Annotated in this window: 24 protein-coding genes and 1 riboswitch; of the genes, 13 read left to right on the top strand and 11 right to left on the bottom strand. The window is 73.7% G+C overall.

Annotated features, from left to right (window positions below):
- Positions 1–402: 402 nt before the first annotated feature.
- Complete coding sequence (locus OEB99_RS13920; RefSeq protein ID WP_263577887.1) at positions 403–1023, bottom strand: MarC family protein; 621 nt, start codon at positions 1021–1023, stop codon at positions 403–405.
- Positions 1020–1859: a PHP domain-containing protein gene (locus OEB99_RS13925; protein WP_263577888.1), complete on the bottom strand. Its 840-nt coding sequence runs from the start codon at positions 1857–1859 to the stop codon at positions 1020–1022. The genes OEB99_RS13920 and OEB99_RS13925 overlap by 4 nt, the downstream gene beginning before the upstream one ends.
- A gap of 33 nt (positions 1860–1892) precedes the next feature.
- Between OEB99_RS13925 and OEB99_RS13930 the strand changes: the two genes are divergently transcribed.
- Positions 1893–3425, top strand: coding sequence for an aminopeptidase P family protein (locus tag OEB99_RS13930; protein ID WP_263577889.1), 1533 nt, complete (start codon positions 1893–1895; stop codon positions 3423–3425).
- Positions 3426–3445: 20 nt separating this feature from the next.
- On the opposite strand, the gene OEB99_RS13935 is transcribed toward OEB99_RS13930, so the two are convergent.
- From OEB99_RS13935 to OEB99_RS13945, 3 genes are all read right to left on the bottom strand, one after another.
- A complete protein-coding gene (locus tag OEB99_RS13935) occupies positions 3446–3760 on the bottom strand; it encodes a type II toxin-antitoxin system antitoxin (RefSeq protein ID WP_263577890.1) in 315 nt (104 codons plus the stop codon).
- A gap of 10 nt (positions 3761–3770) precedes the next feature.
- Positions 3771–4709, bottom strand: a complete 939-nt coding sequence (locus OEB99_RS13940) for an SPFH domain-containing protein (RefSeq protein WP_263577891.1) — start codon at positions 4707–4709, stop codon at positions 3771–3773.
- A 165-nt stretch (positions 4710–4874) separates the two neighbouring features.
- Positions 4875–5750 carry a YflT domain-containing protein gene (locus OEB99_RS13945; RefSeq protein ID WP_263577892.1) on the bottom strand — a complete coding sequence of 292 codons (876 nt, stop codon included), beginning with the start codon at positions 5748–5750 and terminating at the stop codon, positions 4875–4877.
- Positions 5751–5948: 198 nt separating this feature from the next.
- On the opposite strand from OEB99_RS13945, the gene OEB99_RS13950 reads away from it, so the two are divergent.
- The 10 genes from OEB99_RS13950 to OEB99_RS13995 all read left to right on the top strand — a co-directional run bounded on the left by OEB99_RS13950 (position 5949) and on the right by OEB99_RS13995 (position 17060).
- A complete protein-coding gene (locus tag OEB99_RS13950; RefSeq protein ID WP_263578098.1) occupies positions 5949–7241 on the top strand; it encodes a magnesium transporter MgtE N-terminal domain-containing protein in 1293 nt (430 codons plus the stop codon).
- The gene (locus OEB99_RS13955; protein WP_263577893.1) at positions 7234–7734 is read left to right on the top strand and encodes a DUF1003 domain-containing protein; all 501 of its coding nucleotides are present in this window, start codon (positions 7234–7236) and stop codon (positions 7732–7734) included. The genes OEB99_RS13950 and OEB99_RS13955 overlap by 8 nt, the downstream gene beginning before the upstream one ends.
- Positions 7735–7811: 77 nt before the next feature.
- Positions 7812–8933: an Mrp/NBP35 family ATP-binding protein gene (locus OEB99_RS13960; protein ID WP_263577894.1), complete on the top strand. Its 1122-nt coding sequence runs from the start codon at positions 7812–7814 to the stop codon at positions 8931–8933.
- 135 nt (positions 8934–9068) lie between these two features.
- Positions 9069–9845, top strand: a complete 777-nt coding sequence (locus OEB99_RS13965; protein ID WP_263577895.1) for a DeoR/GlpR family DNA-binding transcription regulator — start codon at positions 9069–9071, stop codon at positions 9843–9845.
- 1 nt (position 9846) lies between these two features.
- Complete coding sequence (gene galT / locus OEB99_RS13970) at positions 9847–11034, top strand: galactose-1-phosphate uridylyltransferase (protein ID WP_263577896.1); 1188 nt, start codon at positions 9847–9849, stop codon at positions 11032–11034.
- On the top strand, positions 11031–12269 hold the full coding sequence (gene galK, locus OEB99_RS13975) for a galactokinase (protein ID WP_263577897.1): 1239 nt from the start codon (positions 11031–11033) through the stop codon (positions 12267–12269). The genes galT and galK overlap by 4 nt, the downstream gene beginning before the upstream one ends.
- Before the next feature lie 275 nt (positions 12270–12544).
- Positions 12545–13558 (top strand): hypothetical protein, encoded by a 1014-nt coding sequence (locus OEB99_RS13980; protein ID WP_263577898.1) that lies wholly within the window; start codon positions 12545–12547, stop codon positions 13556–13558.
- Positions 13558–15078 carry a peptidoglycan-binding protein gene (locus tag OEB99_RS13985; protein WP_263577899.1) on the top strand — a complete coding sequence of 507 codons (1521 nt, stop codon included), beginning with the start codon at positions 13558–13560 and terminating at the stop codon, positions 15076–15078. The genes OEB99_RS13980 and OEB99_RS13985 overlap by 1 nt, the downstream gene beginning before the upstream one ends.
- Positions 15079–15081: 3 nt before the next feature.
- Positions 15082–15762 carry an ABC transporter ATP-binding protein gene (locus tag OEB99_RS13990; RefSeq protein WP_263577900.1) on the top strand — a complete coding sequence of 227 codons (681 nt, stop codon included), beginning with the start codon at positions 15082–15084 and terminating at the stop codon, positions 15760–15762.
- Positions 15759–17060 (top strand): ABC transporter permease, encoded by a 1302-nt coding sequence (locus OEB99_RS13995; protein WP_318011420.1) that lies wholly within the window; start codon positions 15759–15761, stop codon positions 17058–17060. The genes OEB99_RS13990 and OEB99_RS13995 overlap by 4 nt, the downstream gene beginning before the upstream one ends.
- 2 nt (positions 17061–17062) lie before the next feature.
- Here the strand turns inward: OEB99_RS13995 and OEB99_RS14000 are convergent, their stop codons facing one another.
- The 3 genes from OEB99_RS14000 to OEB99_RS14010 form a co-directional block, all read right to left on the bottom strand.
- Positions 17063–17335 (bottom strand): hypothetical protein, encoded by a 273-nt coding sequence (locus tag OEB99_RS14000; RefSeq protein WP_263577901.1) that lies wholly within the window; start codon positions 17333–17335, stop codon positions 17063–17065.
- A 46-nt stretch (positions 17336–17381) separates the two neighbouring features.
- Entirely contained in the window at positions 17382–19046 is a 1665-nt protein-coding gene (locus OEB99_RS14005) for a bifunctional 3'-5' exonuclease/DNA polymerase (protein ID WP_263578100.1), read from the bottom strand.
- A gap of 193 nt (positions 19047–19239) precedes the next feature.
- Positions 19240–19791: an ArsR/SmtB family transcription factor gene (locus tag OEB99_RS14010; RefSeq protein ID WP_263577902.1), complete on the bottom strand. Its 552-nt coding sequence runs from the start codon at positions 19789–19791 to the stop codon at positions 19240–19242.
- Between the two features lie 53 nt (positions 19792–19844).
- Between OEB99_RS14010 and OEB99_RS14015 the strand changes: the two genes are divergently transcribed.
- Positions 19845–21194, top strand: a complete 1350-nt coding sequence (locus OEB99_RS14015) for an MFS transporter (RefSeq protein WP_263577903.1) — start codon at positions 19845–19847, stop codon at positions 21192–21194.
- 3 nt (positions 21195–21197) lie between these two features.
- Here OEB99_RS14015 and OEB99_RS14020 read toward each other — a convergent pair whose 3' ends face one another.
- The 3 genes from OEB99_RS14020 to arsM all read right to left on the bottom strand — a co-directional run bounded on the left by OEB99_RS14020 (position 21198) and on the right by arsM (position 23444).
- Complete coding sequence (locus OEB99_RS14020; RefSeq protein WP_263577904.1) at positions 21198–21980, bottom strand: exodeoxyribonuclease III; 783 nt, start codon at positions 21978–21980, stop codon at positions 21198–21200.
- A gap of 142 nt (positions 21981–22122) precedes the next feature.
- A complete protein-coding gene (locus OEB99_RS14025; protein WP_263577905.1) occupies positions 22123–22353 on the bottom strand; it encodes a BldC family transcriptional regulator in 231 nt (76 codons plus the stop codon).
- A 22-nt stretch (positions 22354–22375) separates the two neighbouring features.
- Positions 22376–22449: riboswitch (cyclic di-GMP riboswitch) on the bottom strand.
- A 230-nt stretch (positions 22450–22679) separates the two neighbouring features.
- Positions 22680–23444, bottom strand: coding sequence for an arsenite methyltransferase (arsM, locus tag OEB99_RS14030; RefSeq protein WP_263577906.1), 765 nt, complete (start codon positions 23442–23444; stop codon positions 22680–22682).
- A 174-nt stretch (positions 23445–23618) separates the two neighbouring features.
- Here arsM and OEB99_RS14035 point away from each other — a divergent pair, with 174 nt between their 5' ends.
- Complete coding sequence (locus tag OEB99_RS14035) at positions 23619–23933, top strand: ArsR/SmtB family transcription factor (protein ID WP_263578101.1); 315 nt, start codon at positions 23619–23621, stop codon at positions 23931–23933.
- The last annotated feature ends 165 nt before the right edge of the window (positions 23934–24098 follow it).

A 24098-nucleotide genomic window follows, 5' to 3' on the forward strand; every position in this document is an offset into this window, starting at 1 on the left:
CGCCTGCACACCGAGCTCGGCGACATCCCACCGAGCGAGCACGAGACCAACCACTACCGTCAGATCAGCACCTCGACGACCCTGGAAACCAAAGAACCGAGCCTCCACTGAACCCGGGGCGGTTCACTGCGCAGTCATGACGGTCCACCACTCAACCCGCGGCCCGGGGCGGCAAGGGCAAGGCGGGGCCGGGCATCGGCCGGGCAGGACAGGGCCGGGCATCGGCCGGGCAGGACAGGGCCGGGCATCAGCCGGGCAGGACAGGGCCGGGCATCAGCCGGGCAGGACAGGGCCGGGCATCAGCCGGGCAGGACAGGGCCGGGCATCAGCCGGGCAGGGCAGGGACAACGCGAACACGGTCACCGCAGGGCCCGCCCGATCGGCAGCCCTTGCCCGGCCGCCTCAGCCCTCGACGATGAAGGCGCGGATCGCGTCAGCGATCAGCTGGACGGCGATCGCTGCGAGCAGCAGACCTGAGATCCGGGTCACCAGCGTCGTGCCGGTGTCCTTGAGCACGCGGTGCACCGCGCCCGCGAATCGCATCGCGAGCCACAGGCACACGTGCACGCCGATGATCCCCAGCGCGATCGCGATCCACTGGCCGGGCTCGTCCGCTCGCTGGGTGAAGACCATCGTCGCCACGATCGCGCCCGGACCGGCGAGCAGCGGAGTCCCGAGCGGCACCATCGCGACGTTGGCGCCGGTGGCGGACGGCTTCGGCTCCTCGGTCCGGCCGGTCAGCAGCTCCATCGCGACCAGCAGCAGCAGCAGGCCGCCCGATGCCTGCAGCGCGGGCAGCGAGACGTTCATGTAGGCGAGCAGCTGCTGGCCGAACAGCGCGAACGAGACGATCACGCCGAACGCCACCGCGACCGCCTGCCGTGCGGCCCTGCGCCGTTGCCGGTCCTGCAGGCTGCCCGTGAGCGCCAGGAAGATCGGCACGGTGCCCGGCGGGTCCATGATCACGAACAGGGTGACGAACACCTCGGCGAGCAGCTGCCAGTCCAGAGCGAAGTCGCTCACCGGATCACCTCCAGCCGTCCCGCGCCCTCGATGAGCTCGAGCACGGTCGGGTCCGTCAGGTGCTCACCCAAACGATTCGGCTTGCCCGCCCCGTGGTAGTCGCTCGACCCGGTCGCCAGCAGCTCGAACCGGTCCGCGAGCGCCTCCAGCCGGGCCCGCTCGGCGGGCGGGTTGTCCCGGTGCCACACCTCGAGGCCCGCCAGCCCGGCCCCGACGAACGTCGCGACCTCGGTCTCGGTCACCACTCGGCCGCGCGCGACCGCCCCGGGGTGGGCGAGCACCGGGACCCCACCGGCCTCCAGGACCAGGCCGATCGCGTCCCGGAGCAGCAACGCGTGGTGCGGGACCCAGTACGGCGACCCGGTCGCCAGCAGCTCGGAGAACGCCGCCGACCGGTCCGCGACCACACCCAGCGCCACCAGCGCGTCGGCGATGTGCGGGCGCCCGACCGTGGCACCCTCGCCGACCTGCTCCTCGACGTCGTCCCAGGTCAGCGGGAAGTCCTTGGCCAGCAGGTCGACCATCGTCCGGGCCCGCTCGTGTCGGGCCGCACGCACCCGCTCCGCCTCGGCCAGCAGGGCCGGGTGCTCGGGGTCGTGCAGGTAGGAGAGCAGGTGCAGGCTGCGGCCACCGTGCCGGCAGGACAGCTCGACACCGCGCACGAGGGCGACACCGTGCTCGCGGGCGGCGACCGCCGCCTCCGCCCAGCCGCGCGTGGTGTCGTGATCGGTCAGCGCGACCACGTCCAAGCCCGCGGCGGCGGCCGAGGCGATCACCCCCGACGGCGGCTCGGTGCCGTCCGAGGCCGCCGAGTGGGCGTGGAGGTCGATGCGCACAGCGTCTCAGCCTAGAGGTGCGACGATGGCCCCATGGCGGATGACACCACCCCGGCACCCACGGACAAGGACCAGCCGATCGGCGAGCGCGGCTCCAACCGCTCCCAGCGCCCCACCTCGGAGGCGTTCCGGCAGTTCATGACCGAGCAGTGGGGCGGCGGGCGTCCGTCCGTGACGCGGGCGCCGGTGGCCGACCACACGCCCGCCCGGCGCGACCGGATCTCCGAGCTGTTCCCCGGGGAGCGGCTGGTCGTCCCGGCCGGAGGCCTGGTCACCCGCTCGAACGACACCGACTACCGGTTCCGCCCGCACAGCGCGTTCGCGCACCTCACCGGGCTCGGCATCGACCTCGAGCCGGACGCCGTGCTCGTGCTGCACCCGCGCGACGAGGACGCCGGCGGCGGGCACGACGCCGTGCTCTACGTGCGGCCGATGGCCGGTCGGGAGACCGAGGAGTTCTTCGCCGACGCGCGGTACGGCGAGTTCTGGGTCGGCGCACGACCCGGCCTCGAGGACTTCGCGACCCTGACCGGCATCCCGGTGGAGCACCTCGACCACCTCGTCGACGCGCTCGCCAAGGACGTCGGCGAAGGCGGCGTCCGGATCCGTGTGGTGCGCGAGGCCGACGGCCGGGTCACCGCACAGGTCGAGGCGGCGCGGTCCGACGACGGGCTGAGCGACACCGAGCAGGCCGAGGCCGACGACGCCCTCGCCGAGGCGCTCTCCGAGCTGCGCCTCCTCAAGGACGAGTGGGAGGTCGAGCAGATGCGGGCCGCGATCGCCGCGACCGTCGCAGGCTTCGAGCGCGTGGTGCGCGAGCTCCCGCGCGCCGTGGCCCACCGCCGCGGCGAGCGCGTCGTCGAGGCCGTCTTCGACGGTCACGCCCGCGAGGAGGGCAACGCGGTCGGCTACGAGACGATCGCCGCGGCCGGCGACCACGCCACCACGCTGCACTGGATCCGCAACGACGGCGAGGTCCACGAGGGCGACCTGCTGCTGCTCGACGCCGGCGTCGAGGCCGAGAGCCTCTACACCGCGGACGTCACCCGCACCCTGCCGATCAGCGGCACCTACTCCGAGGTCCAGCGCCGCGTGTACCAGGCCGTGCTGGACGCCGCCGACGCCGCGTTCGCCGCAGCCGTGCCCGGAGCGAGGTTCCGCGACGTGCACGCCGCGGCCATGAAGGTCATCGCCGAACGGCTCGCCGAGTGGGGCCTGCTCCCGTGCTCGGCCGAGGAGGCGCTCGCCCCCGAGGGCCAGTACCACCGCAGGTGGATGGTGCACGGCACCAGCCACCACCTGGGTCTCGACGTGCACGACTGCGCGCAGGCCCGCCGCGAGCTGTACCTGGACGGCGTGCTCGAGCCGGGGATGATCTTCACGATCGAGCCCGGGCTCTACTTCAAGGCGGACGACCTCGCCGTGCCGGAGGAGTACCGCGGCATCGGGGTACGGATCGAGGACGACGTGCTGATCACCGCGGACGGCAACGAGAACCTCTCCTCCGCCCTGCCCCGCCGACCGGACGACGTCGAAGCCTGGATGCGGGCCCTGCAGGCCCGCTGACCGGCCCGCCCGGCGTCACCTCACTCGGGCAGCCGCCCGGCGTCCTTCAAGGCGCGACGCAGGAGCCACTCAACGTGCGCGTTGGTGGACCGCAGGTCGTCGGCCGCCCAGCGGGTCAACGCCTCGTGCAGGGCAGGGTCGAGCCGCAGCAGCATGGCGGTGCGGTCGCGCTTGGCCCGCTTGCTGCCCGCGTGCTTGCCGTCCGGGTACTTCCCGTCGCCCTTGCCGTCAGCCTTGCCGGCCGCCCGCTTCGCGCCGGCCCGCCGGTCCGCAGGCGCGGGCGCCCGGTCGGGCGGAGGAGCTCCCCCGTCCGGCCGGGCGCCGTCCTTGCTCATCAGCCGCGACTCACTGGTAGAGCGTCCCGGTGTTGACCACCGGCGTGACCCGCGCGTCGCCGCACAGCACGACGAGCAGGTTCGAGACCATCGAGGCCTTCCGCTCCTCGTCGAGCTCGATGCTCGTGGTCTCCTCGAGCCGCTCCAGGGCCATCTCGACCATGCCGACCGCACCCTCGACGATCCGGGCGCGAGCCGCCACCACGGCGTTGGCCTGCTGACGCTGGAGCATCGCCTGAGCGATCTCCGGGGCGTAGGCGAGGTGGCTGATCCGGGTCTCGACGATCTCCACGCCGGCCACCGACACGCGTGCCGCGACCTCCTCGGCGAGCTCGCCCGACACGGCGTCCGTCGAGCCGCGGAGCGACTCCTCGCCCTCGCCACCGTCGTAGGGGTAGGTCCCCGCGACGTGCCGGACCGCGGCCTCGGACTGGGTCTCGACGAACTCGTCGTACTCCTCGACCGCGAAGCTGGCCTTGGCGGTGTCGGCGACCTGCCACACCACGATGGCCGCGATCTCGACCGGGTTGCCCGACGCGTCGTTGACCTTCATCCGCGCGGTCTCGAAGTTGCGGACCCGCACCGACACCGACCTGCGTGTGCTCAGCGGGACCGTCCAGACCAGGCCAGGCCGGCGGACCGTGCCGACGTAGCGGCCGAAGAACTGCACGACCCGGGTGCGGCCCGGCGGGACGACGGTCAGCGAGCTGAGCTGGACGGCGGCGAGCAGGGCGAGCAGCACGCCGCCGAACGCGTAGGCATCGCTGCTCCCGGTCGCCTGCTCGGCCAGGACGAACATCCAGACGGCGAGCCCACCGAAGATGACGCCGACCAGCAGGCCGAGGAAGCCGTCGGCCTGCCAGGCTCGACGCTCGGCGATCTCGACGACGGTGCCGTCCCGACCGACGGGCCGGGTGGTGGGGGTCAGGTCGCGCTCGGCGACGGACATGACGGTGCTCCTTGCGATCCATGGTGCGGAACAACCGCGCACCCGGGTGTCGGATGCAACGCGCATCGACAGCAAAGTGATATCACTCTGCGATCGACGGAGGCCAGCCCTTCTCGGGAGCAGGACACCCCGTGTCCGGGAGCCGGACACGGGGTGCAGCGAGTCTCAGGACTGAGGTCCGGCCGGCGGCTGCGTCGGGGGCGTGGGCGGCTGGGCGGGCGGCTGGTCCGGCGGCGTGTCACGCCGGGGAGGGCCGGCCTGGGTCGGCGGCGCGGGCTGTGCCCGCGGGGAGTCCTGGGTCGGCGGCTGTGCCGGCGGCTGTGCCGGCGGCTGTGCCGGCGGCTGTGCCGGCGGCGTGTCCTGGGGCTGCGGCAGCGTCGGCGAGGCGGGCTGCGTCGGCGGCGCGGGCCGGGTCGACGGACCCGGCTGGCCGGCGACCGGCGGCATCGGCCCCGACGGGGGCACCGGGCCGGCGCCGGGCGGGGTCGGCCGGTCGTACCCCGGCTGCGACGGCGAGCCGGTCATCGGCGCGACCGGCGGCTGGAGCCCCCCGCGGCCGACGCCGGGACCGCCCTCGGCGAGCAGCAGCTGCCGAGCCTGGCCCGAGACCTCGGGCGCGCAGAGCAGCGCATAGCTCGTCGCGACGATCTGGCTGGACGACGTGAAGTCCCGCTTCCGGCCGGTGAGCGCGTACGCGGCGAGCGAGAAGAGGATGCCGAAGCCGGCGCCGAGCGTGACGCCGAGCGTGATCGGCTGGAGCGTGCCGGCCTGGCTGAACATCGACAGCAGGAGCCCGAAGAGCAACCCGAACCAGGCGCCGGACGCCAGGCCACCGATCGCGATCCGCGAGTAGGTCAGGCGCCCCGTGATCCGCTCGACCATCCGCAGGTCGGTGCCGACGATCGTCACGTGCTGCACCGGGAAGGCCTTGTCGGACAGCAGGTCCACGGCCTTCTGCGCCTCGAGGTACGTCGCGTAGGCCGCGATCTGCTCACCGTGGGGCAGCGTCGGCAGGACCGGAGGGCGAACGGAGCTCGACATGAGTCGATTGTCCCCCGATCCGCTGGACGATCGCACGGTATCCGCTGGGCGCCCGCTGAGCGGATCCTCGGAGCGCGCTCCGCGCCGCCCGTACGCGTGCACCCGCGGAGCTGCGCGGCGCCCCCAGCACGGCACCGGGCGAACCCGGCCCACCCCGTGCGGTGCGGCACCGGGCCGCCCAGCACGGCCACGGTTACCCTGACAGCCGTGAGCACCCGGGTCTTTGCTGCGCGCCTGGCCGGGACCGCCGTCTTCGACCCCATCGGCGACCAGGTGGGCCGGGTCCGGGACGTCGTCGTCCTGGTCCGCCCGCAGGGCCTGCCGCGCGCCACCGGGCTCGTGGTCGAGGTCGCCGGGCGCCGCCGCGTCTTCCTGCCGCTGACCCGGATCACGAGCATCGACGCCGGCCAGGTGATCTCCACGGGCCTGCTGAACATGCGCCGGTTCACCCAGCGCCCCACCGAGACCCTGGTGATCGGCGAGCTCCTCGACCGCCGGGTCGAGCTCTCCGACGACTCCGGCCCCGCCACGATCGTCGACGTCGCGATCGAGCAGCAGCGCAACCGCGACTGGCTGGTCGCCAAGCTCTACGTGCGGCGCGGCGCCGGCGGTGGCGGCCTGATCCGGCGACGCGGCGAGACGTTCCTGGTGGACACCGGGGACGTACGGTCGCTGGCCGGCGACAACGCCGCGCAGGGAGCCGAGCTGCTGCTGGCGTCGTACGAGGACCTCAAGCCGGCCGACCTCGCCGACGTCCTGCACGACATGGCCGACACCCGTCGGCTCGAGGTCGCCGCCGCGCTGCCCAACGAGCGGCTCGCCGACGTGCTCGAGGAGCTTCCGGAGGACGACCAGGTCGAGATCCTCACCGGCCTCGACCTGGACCGCGCAGCCGACGTGCTCGACGCCATGCAGCCCGACGACGCCGCGGACCTGCTCTCCGAGATGCCGACCGAGAAGGCGACCGAGCTCCTCGAGCTCATGGAGCCGGAGGAGGCGCGCGACGTCCGCCGCCTGCTCGCCTACGACGACGAGAGCGCCGGCGGCCTGATGACGACCGAGCCTGTCGTGCTCGGCCCGGAGACCCCGATCGCACAGGCGCTGGCGCACGTGCGGCGCCAGGACCTCACACCGGCGCTGGCGTCGATGGTGTTCGTCGTCCGCCCGCCGCTGGAGACCCCGACCGGCCGGTTCCTCGGCGTGGTGCACATCCAGCGGCTGCTGCGCGAGGCGCCGCACGACCCGATCGGCGGGCTGCTCGACACCGAGATCGAGGCCGTGCCGGCCGACGCCCCCCTGTCCACCGTGACGCGGCTGCTGGCGACGTACAACCTGCTCGCCCTGCCGGTGATCGACGACGCCAAGCGCCTGCTCGGCGCGGTCAGCGTCGACGACGTGCTCGACCACCTGCTGCCGGAGGACTGGCGCGAGGCCGAGCCGGAGGAAGCCGACCGGGCGATGGAGGAGCAGCGGGAGGCCGGCCGTGCCTGACCGCCTGGACCAGCCCAAGGAGAGCGGTCGCTCATGGCGCCCGCGCCTGGACCCTGACGTCGTCGGCCGGGGTGCGGAAGCGTTCGCCCGGTTCATGGGCACAGGACGCTTCCTGCTCTACATGACGGCTTTCGTCTTCGTGTGGGTCGTGCTCAACGCCGTGGCGCTGTGGGGCCTGCGCTGGGACCCGTACCCGTTCATCCTGCTCAACCTGTTCTTCTCGGTGCAGGCGTCCTACGCCGCACCGCTGATCCTGCTCGCGCAGAACCGCCAGGACGACCGGGACCGGGTAGCACTCGAGCAGGACCGCCAACGCGCGGAGCGGTCGCTCGCCGACACCGAGTACCTCGCCCGTGAGATCGCCGCACTGCGCATCGCCGTGTCCGAGGTCGCGACCCGCGACTTCGTCCGCTCCGAGCTCCGGAACCTCCTGGAGGACCTCGAGGCGAGGGACGAGCCCGAGCCCGGTCCGGACGAGGCCCCACCCGCCTGAGCACGTTCCACCCATACCCCTGGCGGTACGCCCTCGGGCCCACGAGCCTCCCCGGAGCCCGACCTAGGATGGCCCCCATGCCGACTGTCGACGCCGTCCGCTCCGCCCTGCACACCGTCCTCGACCCGGAGATCCGGCGTCCGATCACCGACCTGGGCATGGTCCGCTCGGTCGACGTCGACGCGGGCGCTGTGGTCGTGGGCATCGACCTGACGACCGCGGGCTGCCCGTTGCGCGACACGCTCACGCGGGACATCACCGCGGCGGTCGGCGAGCTCGACGGGGTGGCGAGCGTCGAGGTCCAGATGGGCGTCATGACGCCGGAGCAACGCGAGGCGCTGCGCACCCAGCTGCGCGGCGGACCGACCCCGGTGATCCCGTTCGCGCAGCCGAACAGCCTCACCAAGGTCTACGCGATCGCCTCGGGCAAGGGTGGGGTCGGCAAGTCCTCGGTGACCTCGAACCTCGCGGCCGCGATGGCGGCCGACGGCCTCAACGTGGGCGTCGTGGACGCGGACGTGTACGGCTTCTCGGTGCCGCGCATGCTCGGCGTGGACCGTGCGCCGACCAAGGTCGACGACATGATCCTGCCGCCCATCGCGCACGGCGTGAAGGTGATCTCGATCGGCATGTTCGTGCCGCCCGGCCAGCCCGTGGTGTGGCGCGGGCCGATGCTGCACCGCGCGCTCGAGCAGTTCCTCTCGGACGTGTTCTGGGGCGACCTGGACGTGCTGCTGCTCGACCTGCCCCCGGGGACCGGCGACATCGCGATCTCGGTGGCGCAGCTGCTGCCGAACAGCGAGATCCTCGTCGTCACCACACCGCAGTCCGCCGCGGCCGAGGTCGCCGAGCGGGCGGGGTCGATCGCGAGCCAGACCCGCCAGCACGTGGTCGGCGTGCTGGAGAACATGTCCTGGTTCGAGACCCCGGACGGCACGCGGGTCGAGGTCTTCGGCTCGGGCGGTGGCGAGATGGTCGCCGCCAACCTGTCGACGGTCACCGGCACCTCGGTGCCGCTGCTGGCGCAGGTGCCCATGCAGACCTCGGTGCGGGCTGCGGGCGACGCCGGGACCCCGGTGGTCCTGTCCGAGCCGGACAGCCCCGCCGCGCAGGCGCTGCGCACGGTCGCGGAGACTCTCGCGGCCCGGTCGCGCGGCCTGGCCGGCAAGTCCCTGGGCATCACGCCGCTGACGCACTGAGACCCGGGCTGCGGCCCGGTCGGCGGGTGCGGCGGCCGGCGCAGGTCGACAGCACGCGGCCGGGGCCGACCGGCCGGTCGGAACGGCGTGCCCGCACATGTTGACTTTTGTTTGATTCTGGCGGACCATGTTCGCATGCTCGCGTCGCAGCGCCAGGACGTCATCCTCGGGCAGGTCCAGGAGCACGGCGCCGTCCGGGTCGCCGACCTGGTCGTGGACCTCGACGTCTCGGACATGACGATCCGGCGCGACATCGCCGAGCTGGCGCGGCGCGGTCTGGTCCGCCGGGTGCACGGTGGCGCGGTCGATGCCCGGCGCGCCGCGCACGAGCCCGGCTTCCGCGCCAAGAGCTCGCTCGCCGGGGCCGAGAAGGCCGCGATCGCGCGGGCCGCCATCGACCTGGTGCGCCCCGGCAGCGCGATCGCCCTGTCCGCCGGCACCACCACGCACCTGTTGGCCCGGCTGCTCGCGGACAGCGACGTGCGGCCGCTCACAGTCGTGACCAACTCGCTGCCCGCGGCCGAGGCGTTGCACCGCCCCGACGACCACGGGCTCACGGTCGTGCTCACCGGGGGCGTGCGCACCCCGTCGGACGCGCTCGTCGGCCCGCTCGCGACCCAGGCGCTCGTCGGCCTCCGGGTCGACCTGGCCTTCCTCGGTGTGCACGGCATCGACGTCGAAGGCGGTCTGACCACCCCGAACCTCCTCGAGGCGGAGACCGACCGCGCGATGGTCGCCGCCGCCGCACGCCTCGTGGTGCTCGCCGACCACACCAAGTGGGCCGAGACCGGGCTCAGCCGGATCGCCGACCTGTCCGACGTGGACGTGCTGGTGACCGACGCGCTGCCGGACAACCTCGACCTCGACACCCTGCACGGCCTGGAGGTCGTGCTCGCCCCCGCAGGAGACTGACATGTCCGTTCGACGCACCGCGACGACGCTCGCCGACGGCCGCGACCTCTTCTACTACGACGACACCCCGCCGTACTCCACCGGTGAGGCCACCCGCAGGCTGGACGACCCCCGGCCGCTGCCCGACCGGTTCGCGCCGATCCCCCAGCCGGACGGCACCACGGCCCCGGTCACCGGGCCCGAGATGCGCCTCGACCCGCTCACCGGCGACTGGATCCCGATGGCGAGCCACCGGATGAACCGCACGTTCCTGCCGGCCGCGGACGCCTGCCCGTTGTGCCCGGCGCGCACCGGGGAGTCGGGCAGCGGCTACTCCGACGGCGAGGTCCCGGACACCGCGTACGACGTCGTCGTGTTCGAGAACCGGTTCCCGGCGCTGATGCAGCTGCCCGGGGCCGGCGACGCGCCCTGGGCGGTCGACGGCGAGGACATCTGGCAGGCCCGGCCCGCTGCCGGCCGGTGCGAGGTGGTCTGCTTCTCGTCCGACCACACCGCGTCGTTCGCCGACCTCACCCCGCACCGGGTCCGCACGATCATCGAGGCCTGGGCGGACCGCACCGCCGAGCTGTCCGCGCTGCCCGGGATCGAGCAGGTCTTCGCGTTCGAGAACCGCGGCCCGGAGATCGGCGTCACCCTCCCCCACCCGCACGGGCAGATCTACGCCTTCCCCTACGTCACGCCGCGGACCCGGGCGATGCTCGACCGCGCCGCCGAGCACCGCGAGCGGACCGGCCGGAGCCTGCTGCGCGATGTGCTCGACGCCGAGCTGCGCGTTGGGACCCGGGTGGTCGCCGAGTCGGAGCACTGGGTCGCCTACGTGCCGGCCGCGGCGCGCTGGCCGGTCGAGGTGCACCTCGCGCCGCGCCGCGACGTGCTCGACCTGCCGGGCCTCACCGACGACGAGCGGGACGACCTCGCGATCACCTACCTGGGCCTGCTGCGACGCCTCGACCGGTTCTTCGTCGACCCCGACGACGGCGCGCCGATCCCGCTGCCGTACATCGCGGGCTGGCACCAGGCCGTGGTGGGCGAGGGCCGCGAGCTCGGCCGCCTGCACCTGCAGCTGCTGTCGGTCCGCCGCGCGCCCGGCAAGCTCAAGTACCTCGCCGGCGTCGAGTCCGGCATGGCGTCCTGGATCTCCGACACCACCCCCGAACGCGTCGCCGCACGTCTCAAGGAGCTCGCATGACCACGCACCGCGTCCGCGCCTGGGACGTCGCCGAGGGCGCGCGCCGCGCGACCGAGGCCTTCCGCGCCGAGTTCGGCGCCGAGCCCGACGGGGTCTGGTCGGCTCCGGGCCGGGTGAACCTGATCGGCGAGCACACCGACTACAACGGCGGCCTCTGCCTGCCGATCGACCTGCCGCACCGCACCTACGTCGCGATGGCCCGCACCGCCGGTGACGCGATCGCCCTGGCCTCCGCGCAGGAGTCGTCGGGCGGCTGGCGCGGCGCCCTCGCCGACGTCGGTCCGGGGCGCGTGCCGGGTTGGGCCGCGTACGTCGCAGGGGTCGCCTGGTCCCTCGCGCAGGACGGCGCGACCGTCGGCGGGTTCGCCGCGGCGGTCGACTCGTGCGTCCCCTACGGCGCCGGCCTGTCCTCGTCCGCCGCCCTGGAGTCCGCGGTCGCGGTCGGCCTGGACGAGCTGTACGGGATCGGGCTCGCCGACGACGACCCGGGACGCGCCCGGCTGGCGCAGGCGTGCATCCGCGCGGAGAACGAGATCGCCGGCGCGATGACCGGCGGCATGGACCAGACCTCGTCCCTGCGCGCCTCGGCGGGGCACGCCCTGCTGTACGACACCCGGGACGGCTCGGTGCGCCACCTGCCGTTCGACCTGGCGGCGCACGGCCTCGCACTTCTCGTGGTCGACACCAAGGCGCCGCACCAGCTCGCCGACGGGCAGTACGCGAACCGGCGCGCGACCTGCGACGCGGCTGCGGCCCACCTCGGGGTCGCGACGCTGCGCGAGGTGGACCCTGCGGCGCTGGACGACGCGCTCGCGCGCCTGGACGCTCCCCTGCCGCTGTCCGGCGGCGGGTCCGCCGAGCCCGCGGTGCTGCGCGCCCGGGTCCGGCACGTCGTGACCGAGATCGCCCGGGTCGAGCAGTTCGTCGAGCTGCTCCAGTCGGACCGGGTGGCCGAGGTCGGGCCGCTCATGGACGCCTCGCACGCCTCGCTGCGCGACGACTACGAGGTGTCCTGCCCGGAGCTGGACGCGACCGTCGAAGCGGCACGGGGCGCCGGGGCGCTCGGCGCGCGGATGACCGGTGGTGGGTTCGGCGGTTCGGCGATCGCCCTCGTGCCGGTGGACCTGGTCGCTGCGGTGACGACGGCCGTCGAGCAGAGCTTCGCGGACCGCGGCTACGCGCCGCCGGCCTTCCTGGTCGCCGACGCAGCCGGGCCCGCGGCTCGCGACATCTGAGGTCCGCACGAGGCGCGGAGGCCTCGACCGGCACGTCACGCGCCTCTGTGACGCAGTTCACACCAGACACGCGCGCGGGATGCCCGAAGTACTCACGTCGTGACCGCCCTCGGCTGACAGGATCCACCCAGCGTCCCGACCCGATCGAGGGACGCACGCGCAGGGGGCGCGGAGTCACCGTTCGGTGACCCCGAGATCGATCCCACCGGGCCGGCCCGTCCGCCCGTGGGACCGCGGCTGCCTTCGCGACGACTCCGAGCGGAAGGCACCCCCCGATGTCTCTTTCCCGTCCTGTCGCCGGCCTCGTGCTGGCCTGCTCCGCGCTGGCCCTCGCCGGGTGCTCGGGCACCCCGGCGGCGTCGCCGAGCACCGCCGGTCCACTGGAGGCGTTCTTCGCCGACGCGATGGGCAGCTACGACGAGGAGGCCGCCAACCGCGACGCGATGCAGGTCGAGGAGCTCGTCGCACAGTGCATGGCCGAGCAGGGCTTCGAGTACACGCCGGTCGACCAGTCCCAGGGCATCTCGTACAGCAGCGACGACCTGGACGTCGAGTGGGGCACCCTCGAGTTCGCCGAGCAGTACGGCTACGCCATCACCACCGACCCCTGGGGCACCATGACCGAGGAGAGCCCCGAGGAGGCCCAGGAGTGGGTCGACCCGAACGAGGACTACGTCGCGGCGATGTCCGAGACCGAGCAGCAGGCGTACTACACCGCGCTGTACGGCGACCAGAGCCAGTACGAGGAGGTCGAGGACGGCGAGGAGATCGAGTACAACTGGGAGGACAACGGCTGCCAGGGCGCCGCGCAGCACGAGGTCTACGAGGGCGGCGACGCGGTCGACAGCGACCAGTTCCAGGCGCTCTGGGACGACATGGACGCCATGTGGCAGGCGGTCCAGGACGACCCGCGGATGGCCGAGGCCGTCGCCGGCTGGGCCTCCTGCATGGCCGACGCCGGATACCCGGGCATGGCGAGCTTCGACGACCCGCAGAACCAGATCTCCGACCAGGTGAACGCCCTGTGGGACGACGCGTACGCGGACCTCGACCCCGAGACCGCGACCGAGGACGACTGGGCCGCCGTCGAGGACCAGGTCCAGGGCGAGCAGGCCGCGCTGACCGACACCGAGATCGCCATGGCGACCGCGGACTACACCTGCCGTGACGACGCCGACGTCACGAGCCTGCAGACCGAGGTCCAGAACGAGTACGAGCAGGAGTTCGTCGACAGCCACCGCGACGCGCTCGAGGCGTACAAGGCCACGATGACCGAGCAGACCTCCTGATGGCGCCGACTCCCGGTCGGACCCTGGCGGTCGTCGCCGCGACCGCGGTGGTCAGCCTGGGCGCCGGTCTCGCGCTGAGCCACCTGATCGTCTCCCCCGCCGAGGCCGCTGCGCAGGCCGCGCCGCCCGAGGCGGGCCCGATCACGGTGCCGGTCGAGGAGCGCACGCTGTCGAACGAGGTCGTCCTGCGTGGCGACGCGATCTACGAGGACCCGCTGGACGTGACGATCGAGACCGGCGACCTCGGCGGTCCCGCCGTCGTCACCGGGCAGGTTCCCGAGGTCGGTTCCACGATCGAGGCCGGCTCGGTGATCCTCGAGGTCACCGGCCGCCCGGTGATCCTGCTCGGGGGCGACCTGCCGGTCTACCGGACGCTCCGCGCCGGGGGCTCCGGCCCGGACGTCCGACAGCTCAAGGAAGCACTGGCCGCGCTCGGGCTCGACGCCGGCGACCCCGCGACCGGCTACGACGCGCAGACCGCCGCCGCGGTCCGTGCCCTGTACGAACGGGTCGGCTACCCCGCACCCGCAGCCGGCGACGAGGCCGACGCGGCGGCCGACGCCGCCGCCGACGAGGTTCGTGCGGCCGAGCAGCAGGTCAGCGCCGCACAGCGGGAGCTCGATGCGGCCGGTTCGGGGCTGGGCGAGCCCGAGCGGGTCCGGCTCCAGGCCGCGGTCGACACCGCGCAGGCCCGGCTCGACGAGGCGACGACCGCCTGCAGCGCCGACCCCGACGCGTGCCTCAACTCAGAGGTCGTCGCGGCCCGCGGCGACCTCGACGCCGCCCGCGCCGACCTCGCCGCAGCACAGGCACCGGCCGACGTCGCCGCGCAGCGCGCAGCGCTCGACGAGGCCCAGCGCGGCCTCGCCACGGCGCGATCACGGCTCTCCGACGCACGGCTCGCCGAGCTCACCCCGCTGCCCGCGAGCGAGATCGTCTACCTGCCGGCCACCCCGCGCCGGGTCGACGCGGTGTCGGTGCAGCGCGGCGCGATCGTCGCCGGGACGCCGGTGATGAGCGTGTCCGGCGCGACGCTCCAGATCGAGGGCATGGTCGCCGACACCGACGCCGCACTCGTCGTCGAGGGCAGCGACGTGGCCATCGCGCTGCCCGGCGGCGACGAGGTCCCCGGCACCGTCCAGACCGTCGGCGGCGGGGCCGACGCCGCTGCCGAGGCCGGGCGGACCCGCGTCGTGGTGGTGCCGGGCGAGCTCACCGAGGACCAGCGGCAGGAGCTGCAGGGCGCGAACGTCCGGATCACGGTCCCGGTGTCAGCGACCGACGGCGAGGTGCTGGCGGTCCCGGCCGCGGCGCTGACCGCGGGGCCCGGCGGCGAGGCCCGGGTCGAGGTGGCGCACGGTTCGTCCACGACTCTCGTCACGGTCGCGACCGGGCTGGCCGCGGACGGGTTCGTCGAGGTGTCCGCGACCGGCGACGGGTCGCTCGCCGCGGGCGACCTCGTGGTGGTCGGCACCGGCGCGGGCACCGCCGGCGACGACACCACGTCCGACGAGGGCTGAGCGATGAGCGTCCCCGCGGTGATCGAGCTGCGGCAGGCGAGCCGGACGTTCTCCGGCCACACCCCGGTGCAGGCGCTGCGTCCGACCGACCTCGTGGTCGAGCGTGGCGACTACGTCTCGGTGGTCGGCCCGAGCGGCTCGGGCAAGTCCACGCTGCTGAACCTGCTCGGGCTGCTGGACCGGCCGACCGGTGGCAGCTACCTGCTCGACGGTCTGGACACCGGCACGCTCAGCGAGGACGACCGCGCGACCGTGCGTGGCGGCCGGATCGGCTTCGTCTTCCAGTCCTTCCACCTGCTCCCGCACCGCACCGTCCTGGAGAACGTGCTGCTCGCCACGCTCTACTCGGGGGTGCCACGGCGCGAACGGCACGAGCGGGCGCACGCCGCGCTCGAGCGCGTGGGGCTGTCGAACCGCCTCGACTTCAGCCCGGCCGTGCTGTCCGGGGGTGAGCGCCAGCGGGTCGCGGTCGCGCGCGCCGTGATCGCCGCACCCCAGGTGCTGCTCGCCGACGAGCCAACCGGCAACCTCGACTCCACCACCACCGCAGGCGTGCTCGACCTGTTCGACGAGCTGCACGCCGACGGCCTGACACTCGTCGTGATCACCCACGACTCCGCGGTCTCGGCCCGAGCCCGTCGGCGGGTCCGGATCGCCGACGGCACGCTGAGGGAGGCTTCGTGAGGGTCCCGCGTCTGCGTCTGCCGGCGGTGCGCGAGCGGCACGCTGCGCGCGGGACCCGGCGCGTGGTCCCACGTGGGTCCGCGATGGACCGGTTCGGGCTGCGTGACCTGCTCGCCGAGTCGGCCTACGGGATCGCCGCGCGCCCCGGCCGGCTCGTGCTCACCGTGCTCGGGACGGTGCTGGGGATCGGCTCGCTCGTCGTCACGATCGGTCTCGCCCAGACCGCGGCCGGTCAGATCTCCCGGCAGTTCGACGCGGTCGCGGCGACCCAGGTGGTGGTCGAGCCGGCCACCGCACAGAGCGCCTCGGGGCAGCGCGCCACCGGTCGCATCCCGTGGGACGTCGAGGACCGGCTCGGACGGCTGGCAGGGGTCGAGCAGGTGGGCGCGCTCGCCTCGGTCGACGTCGGGGACGCCACGATCACGACCGTGCCCGTGCACGACCCCTCCGCCGCGACGCTCGCCCAGCCTCCCGTCGTGGCCGCGACCCCGGGTCTGCTGGCGGCCGTGCGGGGAACGGTGGTCACCGGACGCTGGTTCGACGCCGGCCACGACGAGCGCGCGGACCGCGTGGTCGTGCTCGGCTCACGCGCCGCGACTCGCCTCGGTGTCAACCGGGTGGACAGCCAGCCGTCGGTGTTCATCGGTGATCGCGCCTACACGGTGATGGGCATCGTGGACGACCTCGCCCGGCGGACCGACCTCCTCGACGCCGTGATCCTGCCGGTCGGCACGGCCCGGGCGGACTTCGGCCTCGGCGCGCTGGAGCAGGCGCAGGTGACCATCGCGGTCGGCGCCGGACCGGTGGTCGGCGAGCAGGCACCCGTCGCGCTCGCGCCGAACAACCCGGAGACCATCGACGTGCAGACCCCGCCGGAAGCACCGGCGGTGCGGGCGCAGGTCCAGGCGGACGTCAACGCGATCTTCCTGGCGCTCGGTGCGGTCGCCCTCCTGGTGGGCGGCCTCGGCATCGCGAACATCACCCTGCTCTCGGTGCGCGAGCGGGTCGGGGAGATCGGCCTGCGCCGGGCCCTGGGGGCGCGCACGTCCGACATCGGCCGGCAGTTCCTGGTGGAGTCGGCGGTGATCGGCCTGCTCGGTGGGCTGGTCGGGGCGACGCTCGGGGTCGGGGTGGTGGCCGGGGTGTCCTTGGCCAAGCACTGGACGCCGATCCTGGACACCTGGGTGACCCTCGCGGCCGCGCTGCTCGGCGGTGTGATCGGCCTGCTCGCCGGGACCTACCCGGCACTCAAGGCGGCGCGCGTCGAACCGATCGCGGCGCTGCGCGGGGGCGCCTGAACTCAGGTGGTGAGAAGCTCCTCGGCTTCGTGCACGACACCGGCGGCCACCTCGTCGACGATCGCGAGGCACGCGGTCCAGGCGATGTCCTCACCCATCGCCGACCCGGCCGCCTTGGCGTCCAAGCCGTACAGGAACGCCTTGGCCAGCGGACCTTCGGAGTCCTCGAACATCAGCGGGGCCAGGAACGCGAAGCGCTCGGCCCAGCGCGCGCCGTAGCTGCGCGTGATCCTCGCGTGCGCCTCGGCGTAGCCGGGGTCCCTGGTGACGTCCATGCCTCTGCCATCGGCCGTTCTCGGCGCGGCGTGAGAGGTCTCGCGCTCATCCCGCCTTGTCGTAGGAGTCCACCACCGAGACGTCCAGGGGGAACTCGACCGGCCCGTCGCCGAACAGCAGCCGGCCGGCCTCACCGGCAGCCGCCCGGACCGCGTCCGCGACCACCGGCGCGACCTCGACCGGGCTGTGCACCACGACCTCGTCGTGCAGGAAGTACACCAGGTGCGGCCGGCCCGGCAGGTCACGCAGGCGCCGGCGCAGCGCCGCGAGCCAGCACAACGCCCACTCGGCGGCAGTGCCCTGGACGACGAAGTTGCGGGTGAACCGGCCCCAGTCGCGGGCCCGACGCCGCGCGTCGGCGGCGTCGGCCGGATCCGCGCCCTCGCCCGTGCCCGCGGCTCTCGCCGCCCACCACCGTTCGCCCGGTGGCGGCGACGAGCGCCCGAGCCAGGTGCTCACGACCTCGCCGCGCTCCCCCGCCCGGGCCGCGGACTCGACCAGGCCGATCGCGCGCGGGAACGCGGCGCTGAGCCTCGGCATCACGGCACCGGACACGCCGGTCGTGCCGCCGTAGATCGCACCGAGCATGCCGATCTTGGCCTCCTTGCGGGTGGCCACCGCACCGGCGTCGACGAGCCCCTGGTAGAGGTCCGCGCCCCGCGCCGCAGCGGCCATCGCGCCGTCCCCGGACATCGCCGCGAGCACGCGGGGTTCGAGCTGGGCGGCGTCCGCGACCACGAGCGCCCAGCCCGGGTCGGCCCGCACCGCCGACCGCACCTGGGCGGGCAGCTGGAGCGCGCCGCTGCCCCGGCTCGCCCACCGCCCGGTGACGACCCCGCCGACCACGTAGTCCGGCCGGTAGCGGCCGTCGTGGACCCAGGTGTCCAGCCAGGTCCAGCCGTTCGCGGACAGCAGCCGGGCGAGCTTCTTGTAGGCGAGCAGCGGCTCGACGACCGGGTGCCGCTGGGCGGAGATCTCGTACCTGCTGGTGCTCGCCACGTCCAGGCCGGCTCGTCGCAGCGCCTGGAGCAGGTGCGGCTGGGAGTCCGGGTTGAGGTCGGGCGCGTCCAGCGTGGTGCGCACCCGGGTGGCCAGCTCCTCGAGCACGGCAGGGCGGCGCCCGGGCGCCGGGCGTGGGCCGAGCAGGGCGGTGAGCACCCGGTCGTGCTCGGCCACGTCCCACGGCAGGCCGTCGTGGGCGATCTCGGCAGCGATCAGCGCCCCGGTCGACTCCGCTGCGAGCAGCAGCCGCAGACCGCCGGGGCCCGCCGACCCCGCGACCGCGTCGAGCTGCAGCGCGAGCTCGGCCAGCAGGTCCGGCGGCTCGTCGACGCCGGCCGGCCCACCGACCGGGGAGACCCCGACACCGTCGCCCGCCTCGTCCACGGCGTCGAAGAGCGTGGGGATCGCGGCCACCTCGTCGGGCTCGTGCCACGCGTCGTGGTCCGGCGGGGCGTCCCAGGGACCGGGCGGTGAGGTCGCGAGGACCGAGCCCGCGCAGGCCGCCGACATCCGCAGGATCGCATGGCAGAGCCGCAGGTCGTGACAACGCTCGAGCCCGACCCCGGCGGCCAGCAGCGCCGGGTAGCGTGCCGCGGTGTCGTCGAGCACCCACCGCGGGTGCGACGCCTCGCGCGCGGCGAGCTCGGCCGGCAGGTCGGCCTCGGGGACCTCGACGCGGGAGACGACCTCGAGCGGCAGGATCGGCATGCCCGGGACGTCCGCGTCGTCGGCGAGCTCGTGGAGCGACGCACCGCCATCGGGGCGCGCCTCGACCACGATCCAGCTCACGAGGCAGTGTCTCAGTCCGCACCGACAGGATCGTCGGGCTCCCGCCGGAGGCCGACCGCGTCGAGCACGTCCTCCAGCCCGACGCGCCGCGCGCAGCCCGACCGTGGGCCCGTCAGGCGTCGGAGCCCGACGGCTTGCGCGCGGCGTCCTCGTGATAGGCGATGAAGATCGAGTACGGCACACCGTCCGCGTCCGGCTCCCGCGAGGCGTACTCGGTGAGCAGGTTCGCGATCTGCTCCTCCAGCTCCGCGAACGCCTCTGCGGAGAGCCGGACGCCGAGGCGCGCGGTGCGGACCGTCGCGGGGTCCGCCTCACCGATCTCCTCGAGCAGGGTCTCGATCAGCACCCGGTTGCCGCCCTCGGGCATCGGGGTCCGCCACGACTTGCGGGTCGCCAGGTACGGGACCTCTCGAGCCCCCCGCGCTCCGCGCCGCTCGGGCTGGGCGGCGAGGAAGCCGCGCTCGGCGAGCCTGCGGACGTGGTGGTACGTGGTGGCCGGGTCCCGGCCGAGCCGGGCCGCGATCTCCTTGTTGGTGCGCGGCTCGTCCAGGCAGAGCCGCAGGATCCGCATCCGGAGCACCGACGCCAACGCCCGAGCGTCGGCATCGACCTCGGCGTGCGCGTCGACCGCGCCGGCGGGCTCGTCGTTCGGATCTTGCGCCATGCCGCCATCCTAAGCGATTGACATTTCCCAATCACTGTCGTCACAGTGAGCACATGGCACCCGACGCGACGGATCCGGCGACCACCGAGTCCACGGCGCCCCGAACGAGCACCACGGACACCGACCCGGCCGGCTCGGACGCCCCCACCGGGACCCAGCCCCGCCCGCGCCGCTCCCTGGTCCACCACGCCGACTTCCGCAGGCTCTGGGTCGGCGACACGTTCGGCCAGTTCGGCGCTCAGCTCACCGGGCTCGCGATCCCGATCTTCGCGGTGCAGACCCTCGACGCGACGGCCTGGCAGATGGGCACGCTCAACGCTGCGGAGACCGCCGCCTTCCTGGTGATCGGCCTGCCGGCCGGCGCCTGGGTCGACCGGATGCGCAAGCGCCGCACCCTGATCACCGCCGACCTGGTCCGGGCCGCGCTGCTGACCGTGGTCGTGGTCACGGCGCTGACCGGCCACGCGAGCATGCCGCTGCTCTACGTCGCGGCGCTCGCGATGAGCGCCGCCACGGTCTTCTTCGACGTCGCGTACCAGAGCTACCTGCCCGGCCTCGTCGGGCCCGAGCACCTGGTCGAGGGCAACTCCAAGCTCCAGGCCACCCAGTCCGTCGCCCAGGTGGCCGCGCCCGCTCTCGGCGGGGTGCTCCTGCGCGTGATCGCGACCCCGGCACTGATCCTGGGCACGGTCGGCACCTACCTGGTCTCGGCGTTCGCGGTCGGCCGGATCCGGATGACCGAGGAGCTGCCGCCGCGGGAGCAGCGCCGCCCGCTGCGCACCGAGATCGCCGAGGGCATGCGGTTCGTGCTGGGCCACCCGCTGCTGCGCAGGATCGTGGCGTGCACCGGGATCTCGAACCTCTCCAACGGCATCGGCAGCGCCGTCCTCGCGATCTTCATCCTGCGGACGCTCGGGCTGGACGAGGCGACCCTGGGCACCGTGATGTCCGCCTCCGCGATCGGCGGGCTCGTCGGCGCGGTCGCGTCCGACCGACTGTCCCGCCTGCTCGGCGAGGGGCGGATCATCCCCCTGGCCGCCCTGGCGGCGGTACCCGCCTACGCGCTGACCCCGCTCGCGGCACCGCTCGCGGAGCGCGGCATCCCGGCAGCGGTCACCCTTGCGACCGGAGGTGCGGTCTTCTTCTTCGCAGTGGTGGTCTACAACGTCGCACAGGTCAGCTTCCGCCAACGGCTGTGCCCCACCCCGCTGCTCGGACGGATGAATGCGTCGATCAGGTTCCTGGTCTGGGGTCCGATCCCGCTCGGCGGCCTGCTGGGCGGCTGGCTCGGCACCCGCCTGGGGATCGCGCCGACCCTGTGGGCGGCAGCCGCGGGGGTCGGCCTCGCCGCGCTGCCGGTCGCACTGTCGCCGATGTGGCGGACGCGGAGCCTCGCGGGCTGAGCCTCACAGGTCGTACTCGACGACCAACGGCGCGTGGTCGGAGAACCTGCGGTCGTACGACTCGGCCCGGTCCACGGCGGCCGCGGTCGCGCGCGGCGCGAGCGCAGGGCTCGCCACCTGGTAGTCGATCCGCCACCCGGCGTCGTTGTCGAACGCCTTCCCGCGCCAGGACCACCAGGTGTAGGGACCTGAGACGTCACCGGCGAGGGCGCGGGTGACGTCCACCCACCCGGCGTCGAACCACCGCGTCAGCCAGGCGCGCTCCTCGGGCAGGCAGCCGGCCTTGCCGACGTTGCCCTTCCAGTTCTTCAGGTCCGCGTCGGTGTGCGTGATGTTGAGGTCGCCGCCGACCACGGCGGGGCGACCCGACGCCGCGAGCTCGTCCAGGCGATCGGAGACGCGGGCCAGGAACACGTGCTTGTCGTCCATCGACGGGTGCCCCACCGTGCCGGAGTGCACGTACACCGACACGACGGTGAGGACGCCGTCGGGCAGGTCCAGGTCCGCCTCGATCCAGCGCCCGCTGTGGCTCGGGTCCTCGTCGCCGAGCCCGACACGGACCGCCGACACCGGCAGCCGGCTCGCGACCGCGACACCGGAGCGCCCCTTCGCGTGCGCCTCGGCGTGCGCGACGTGCCAACCGGCGAGGTGGTCGCGGACCGACTCGTCGGGCGCGCGGACCTCCTGCAGGAGCAGGACGTCCGGCTGCCGCTGGGCGAGCCAGTCCGCCATGCCGCGGCGAAAAGCCGCGCGGATACCGTTGACGTTGACTGAGGCGATCTGCACCCGGACATCCAACCGGACGCCACCGACGTGGTGGTCCGGGCGTCCATACCGACCCGCGACGGAGCGGGTCGCCGGGGGATGGCGACCCGGTCAGGACCGGGTCACGGCCACCGGGCGGGCATCGCTCAGGATGCCGACAGGATCAGCGTGCGAGAAGGCGCTGCCCGGGGACGACGCCGAGGAGACGACGAACCTCGCTCTCGGCGAACCGACGGTGCCCGCCCAGGGTGCGCACGGCGTTGATCTTGCCGGCGTTCGCCCACCGGGTCACGGTCTTGGGGTCCACCCGGAAGAGGCTGGCGACCTCGGCCGGCGTGAGGAGCTGGTCGACGCCGAAGCTGGCGGCGGTACGGGCGGCAGAGTTCTGCTGCATCGCAGTGATCCTTCTCTCGTCGTTCGGTAGCTGGGCGACCCGCACGGGCCCCTGGCTTTGCGCCCCCGCCTCCCGGCGGGTTTGCCTTTTCGTGACGAGGACTCCTCCCGAGCTGACCCGGGTGAAGCCTCACATCAGACATCGGGACCATATCGGACATACTTGACACCCGAAAGTCGTGATCTGCATCACACTTGCCTCACGCAATCCGGACAGCCCCGGACATGACGGGAGGCTTCGAACCGGGATCAACCGGGACGAAGCCTCTCGCACAGGACATCGGCGACAAGTCGGACATCCTTGAGTCGTCGAACGTGTGATCTACATCACACTTGCTCCGGACGCCGCGCCCGCACGAGCGCTCCGTGCAGCCCGTCGGCGACCTCGTGGGTGAACCTGACCTCGGCGTCGACGAAGCCCACGCCCCCGAGCAGGTCCAGGTACTCCGCGCGGGACAGCGCGCCGGCGATGCACCCCACGTGACTTCCGCGCTCCGCACGCTCTGCAGGGCTGAGCCGGTCCTCGGCGACCACGTCGGAGACCCCGAACCGCCCGCCCGGTGCGAGCACCCGGAACGCCTCGGCGAGCACCGCCGTCTTGTCCGCCGAGAGGTTGATCACACAGTTGGAGATGACCACGTCGACGCTTGCGTCGCCGAAGGGGAGGTCCTCGATGGTGCCCTCGCGGAACTCGACGTTCGTGGCCCCGGCCTCCGCCGCGTTACGCCGAGCGAGCTCGAGCATCTCGGGCGTCATGTCGACGCCGAAGGCCCTCCCGCTCGGCCCGACGCGGCGCGCTGAGAGCAGCACGTCGATGCCACCGCCAGAACCGAGGTCGAGGACCCGCTCGCCCTCGTGCAGGTCGGCCACGAGCATCGGGTTGCCGCAGCCGAGCGACGCCTCGACCGCGGCGAGCGGCAGCAGTGCGGTCTCTGCCGGGTCGTAGCGCGTCGCGCCGAAGTCCGGGTCGTCGCAGCAGCTCGCGTCGGCCGCCGGGCCGTCGACCTGCGGCCCACAACCACAGCCGCTGCCCACCGCGAGCGCCGCCGCCGCGTAGTGCTCGCGCACCTGCGTCGTGATGTCCTCGCTCACCGTCCACCTCCATGTCGTACGCCGACCGCTCGGCCGGCACGCCTACTGTCGAGCAAGCATCGACGTCTGTCAATAGAGATGCTCATCGATATATGGCATGATCGAGCCGTGGCCGACCTCACGCTCCAGCGCAGCCCGCTCCCGATCGCCCCCACGCCGACCGGACCGGCCGAGATGTGCTGCGCGCCCGTGACGCAGGAGCTGCTCGACGCCGAGCAGGCCGCCGTGCTCGCCGCCCGACTCAAGGCGCTCGCCGACCCGGCGCGGCTCCGACTGGTCTCGCTGCTCGCCAACGCCGCCGAGCACGAGGCCTGCGTCTGCGACCTCACCGCGCCGCTCGGCCTGTCCCAGCCGACCGTCTCGCACCACCTCAAGGTCCTGCAGCAGGCCGGCCTGGTCACCCGCGAGAAGCGCGCGACGTGGGCGTACTACTCCGTGGTGACCGAGGCGCTCGACGAGCTCGCCGGCCTGCTGTCGCCGCGAGACTGACGGCCCGGAGCGCCGGGAGCGCCCCGCCTCCCCGGCGTCGCCCGGAGCAGAAACGGCCGCGGGTATGACGGAAGCCCCCGACCGGATCATCCGATGGAGGGCTTCTGTCATGGTTTACGGCACGCGCGGGGCAGACCTTGAGGGTGAAATAGTGTGATCTGCGTC

The organism is Actinotalea endophytica (assembly GCF_025717005.1).
Taxonomy (GTDB): domain Bacteria; phylum Actinomycetota; class Actinomycetes; order Actinomycetales; family Cellulomonadaceae; genus Actinotalea.